The sequence below is a fragment of the Streptomyces sp. NPDC054840 genome, assembly GCF_053611065.1.
The window spans coordinates 1-3,571 of record NZ_JBSGZP010000724.1 but is presented as its reverse complement, the minus strand read 5'-3'; the positions used below and the strand labels follow the sequence as shown (position 1 = coordinate 3,571).

At 69.1% G+C, this 3,571-nt stretch carries 4 protein-coding genes and 1 pseudogene; 3 read left to right on the top strand and 2 right to left on the bottom strand.

From position 1 onward, the window contains the following. Together ACWGIU_RS32945 and ACWGIU_RS32940 are read left to right on the top strand one after the other, a co-directional pair. Positions 1 to 92, top strand: a pseudogene (locus tag ACWGIU_RS32945) (PPOX class F420-dependent oxidoreductase); the annotation flags it as partial. A gap of 613 nt (positions 93 to 705) precedes the next feature. After that, on the top strand, positions 706 to 996 hold the full coding sequence (locus ACWGIU_RS32940; RefSeq protein ID WP_453711777.1) for a hypothetical protein: 291 nt from the start codon (positions 706 to 708) through the stop codon (positions 994 to 996). A 155-nt stretch (positions 997 to 1,151) separates the two neighbouring features. On the opposite strand, the gene ACWGIU_RS32935 is transcribed toward ACWGIU_RS32940, so the two are convergent. Next, positions 1,152 to 1,460, bottom strand: a complete 309-nt coding sequence (locus ACWGIU_RS32935) for a hypothetical protein (RefSeq protein WP_453711776.1) — start codon at positions 1,458 to 1,460, stop codon at positions 1,152 to 1,154. Between the two features lie 153 nt (positions 1,461 to 1,613). After that, complete coding sequence (locus tag ACWGIU_RS32930) at positions 1,614 to 2,150, bottom strand: SMI1/KNR4 family protein (RefSeq protein ID WP_453711775.1); 537 nt, start codon at positions 2,148 to 2,150, stop codon at positions 1,614 to 1,616. A 343-nt stretch (positions 2,151 to 2,493) separates the two neighbouring features. On the opposite strand from ACWGIU_RS32930, the gene ACWGIU_RS32925 reads away from it, so the two are divergent. Next, positions 2,494 to 3,396 carry a tetratricopeptide repeat protein gene (locus ACWGIU_RS32925; RefSeq protein WP_453711774.1) on the top strand — a complete coding sequence of 301 codons (903 nt, stop codon included), beginning with the start codon at positions 2,494 to 2,496 and terminating at the stop codon, positions 3,394 to 3,396. Positions 3,397 to 3,571: the final 175 nt, after the last annotated feature.

The window sequence follows — 3,571 nt, the reverse complement described above, 5'->3', positions numbered from 1 at the left end:
ACGAGTTCCTCAAGCAGCTGGTGGCCGAGCGTCGAATCGTCATCCGGTTGTCGGTGGAGCGGCTGTACGGGACGGCCTTGGACATCGGGTAGATGAGACCGCGTACGTGCGCGGTACGCGCACAGCCCTATGCGACGCGACCTCCGACGAGCCCCCATCGTGAGCGCACGGCACCGCAGGGCTTCTCGGCCAGGAGACGAGCAGCACAGTGCCTGAGGTTCTCTGCGGTGCGGAGCAGCCCGGCGACGCGCTGCGGGCGCGGGAGCCCTACGCGGACGGATGAGGCGTGGAGGCCACCCTCACCCCCAACCGCGTCGCGACGACGCGGGGCCACTCTGCCTCGTACTCATCAGGCTGGATTACAGGCAACCTCGCCGAGGGTACGGCCGTCACCATGCGGCTGTGCATGGTGAACGGCGACGAGCGGTCGTCGGTTGCGTCGCCGGTGCTGCGGATCGTGGAGCAGATCAGGCCGTGCAGGGTGGTACGGCTACAGCCCGAAGGGGTTCTCACGGACGAAGGGGCCGCTCGATCAGTCACTGGGCCGGCGCTAGTGCGGCAGGTCGGCGGCGGCGAGGTTCAGGTCGAAGGCGTGCGACCGGGTACCGACCGCACGAAGCGGCAGACTGGGGGCCGACGCTGGCCGAGATGCGGCGAGTGCTCAGGCCCGGCGGTCGACTGATCGCATCGGTGCAGCATCCTTTCGTGGACTACGCCATCCAGGACCCTCGGCCCGACTATCACGCGACCACCAACTACACCCAGGAATGGACCGACCTGGTGGGGCAGAACGCCCGGATGAGTTTCTGGCGCAGGCCACTGCACGCGATGACCGATGCCTTTACCGCGGCCGGGTTCCGTCTGGCCGTCCTCAGCGCACAGCCCGATCCGGCGGCCCGTGAGCTCTACCCCGACGACTTCCAACGCTTCTCGACCACGATGTGCTTCCTGTTCTTCGTTCTGGAGGTGCCCCCGGCTACCGGCTCGGCCGGGTAACGAGCAGCTGCGGTCGGCTCAGGGGCCGCGTGCTCGCCCCGGCCGACCGTAAGCCACCACGCCAGAAATCGGACCGCCCGGCGGTTCCTCCGAGCCGCTTTCGTGGGCTTCACGGAAAACACGGGTGGTACTCGTTCAGCCGGTGGCGCAAACAGTCAGGGCCTTGGCACGCCCCGGTCCCGAGCGGCCAAGTAGTGGCTCCAGCTGTCGTTGGCGTAGCTGGCCCAGCGGTTGGCAGTGCTGGGGTGCAGGCCGAACAGGTCGGCGACGATGATCGGCGGCAGGTCCATTACGGCTTCGATCATTGCGGTATTGCGTGCGGTGAGAACGGGGAGGCCGTGTGAGCGCAGGAGGGCGCCGGCGCCGAGGGGGTTGCGGGCACGGCGCGGCGCTTGGCCGGGCAGCGGGTAGTGGCTCCCGTCGTCGAGCTGGCGGCGGAAGTATCCGGTGCCAGGGTCTTCCATCCCCGGTAGCCGCACCGGCCGGGGACCTGCGCCGTACGGCACAGGCTCGCGAGACCGAGCCCTGTCCGCGCCGGCCCGGCCCGGCGTCAGCAGACGTACGTCAGCGGACCGCTCGGACCGCGCCGAAGCCGTTGGGGTCGGCGGAGTTCCGCATCACACGGCACCAAGGCGGTGGAATTGATGGGTGGCCAGCGGGAACAGGCACGACGAGAGGAGGTTCGACTGCAGCTCTCCGGTGAGGGCGGACGCCAGGAATTGCGTGCACGATACGGAGAAATGTTCCCATCGGGGGCCGCGCGCCTCGTTCACCATGACGGTCCATTCGTCCGGCTCACGGCCTGGAAGGACCAGCCAGTACAGGCATTCTCCGTTGTCCGTGGTCGCCCATGGGATGAGCGAGGATCCCTCGGTCTCCAGTTCTTCCGGCTTCTTCTCGACAGTCCACAGGTCTTCCAGGTCTTCGAACTGGTACGTGGCCCACTTGAGGAGGTCGTAGTGCTTGTTGGGGCAGTCGGGCTCCAGGACGTAGAGGTAGTCGTCCCAGTTGCTTCCTCCGTAGACGCCGATGAGCTCTTTGTAGTCGCCGGGGAGACCGACCGCGAGGGTGCGTTCGACCTCGTCCCAGTCCTTGTGGCGGGGCCGGCTCGGTGCCGGGAAGATTTCGAGAAGACGGGCAAGGGCGCTGGTCACGGGCTGGGTCCTGTTCCTGAGGGTTGGGAAGGGTGTCGCGTGCAGTGGGTGCGGGCCCGGCGCCCGCCAGCTGGGCTTGCCCCAGGCACGAGTCGCGACGCTACGTCCGGTGCGGCGTTTGTGACCGCCCGACACCGATGCTGTGCGTCCCCACGTGACAAGCAGCGCCGGCGGACAAGCAACAACGACACCGCCCGTCGGGAGTACGACGGAGACGAAGCGATCTGCGCAGAGCTGTGCCGTACCTGGCGCGGGCACCACCGTTCGTGAGACCGGGCACCCGCGGTCCCGCCCGTGGCCGTGCGGCAGGTGTTGCCGATCGCGGCGGCCGGAGGCGTTGGCCATGCTTTTTGCCGTGCGGGCGCCGACCGGTTCGGGCGAGAACGTATTCTCGCTGATCGTGACGGTGCGAAGTCGGGTGTGGGGTGTGGCCTCCTGGATGGCATGGGCGAGGGGGGGCGCTGCGGCGCCGTGGCACGAAGCGGCTATCGACGACGCCCACCGCCTGCTGGTTGAGGGCATGTTCGAGGAGGCCGAGGAACGGGCGCGGGGTGTCGTTGCGGTTCGTGAGGGTGTGTGGGGGCGGGACCGGCGGCCTGGCACTGTCTGGAGGGGCAGGTACTGCGCCGTTCTGGCGGCGGTGCTCCATGGGCGGGGGGCGTCGGTGCTGGCTGAGACTGAAGGCCTGATCGCCGAACTGGAGCACCTGACCGGCGCGAACCGGCTGCTGTTGCTGCAGGTCCGGCTGTGCCGCGCGTGGGTGCTGATCGAGGAGGGACGCGCCGCCGAGGCGGAGGCCGAGGCCACGTATGTCCTGCAGGCGTTGACGCGGATCATGCATCTGACCAGTGTCTGGGATCTCGAGCTGTGGGCTCTGCTCTGCATAGGTGACGCTTTGCGCGCGCTGGACCGGCATGAGGAGGCGGAGACGATCGCCCGCGGGCATCTGCCGCGGGCCGAGGAGATGGCCGCCGACCTGCAATGTCTGCTGGTTCGCAGTCTGTCGGGTCAGGGGCGTCATGCGGAGGCCTTGGCCGAGTCCGGCAGGCAGTATCCCGAGTGGCTGCCTGCCGCCCGCGGAGAGCTGGAGCTCGCCACGGCCGTGGCCCTGCACGGCCTGGGCCGCCACGACGAGGCGAAGGAAGAGGCCCTGCGGGCGCTGACCGCATGCGAACGCTCCCTCCATCCCAGCCACCCCCGCGTGGGCGAGGTCCGGGCGCTGCTCGCCCGCATAGCTTCCGTCTGACACGACCATCGCGCGCAGAGGCCGCGTACCCGATCGAGGTGATCACAGACCCATCGGGTGCAGGTGGACGAGCGGGCCGGACAGCGGCGGCGCCAGGGGCTGCGCGTCCGCGTAACCCGGTCGGGCCCGGCCCGTTGATACCGGCGGACGGTCCCGGCCCTGTCGTCCATCCGTC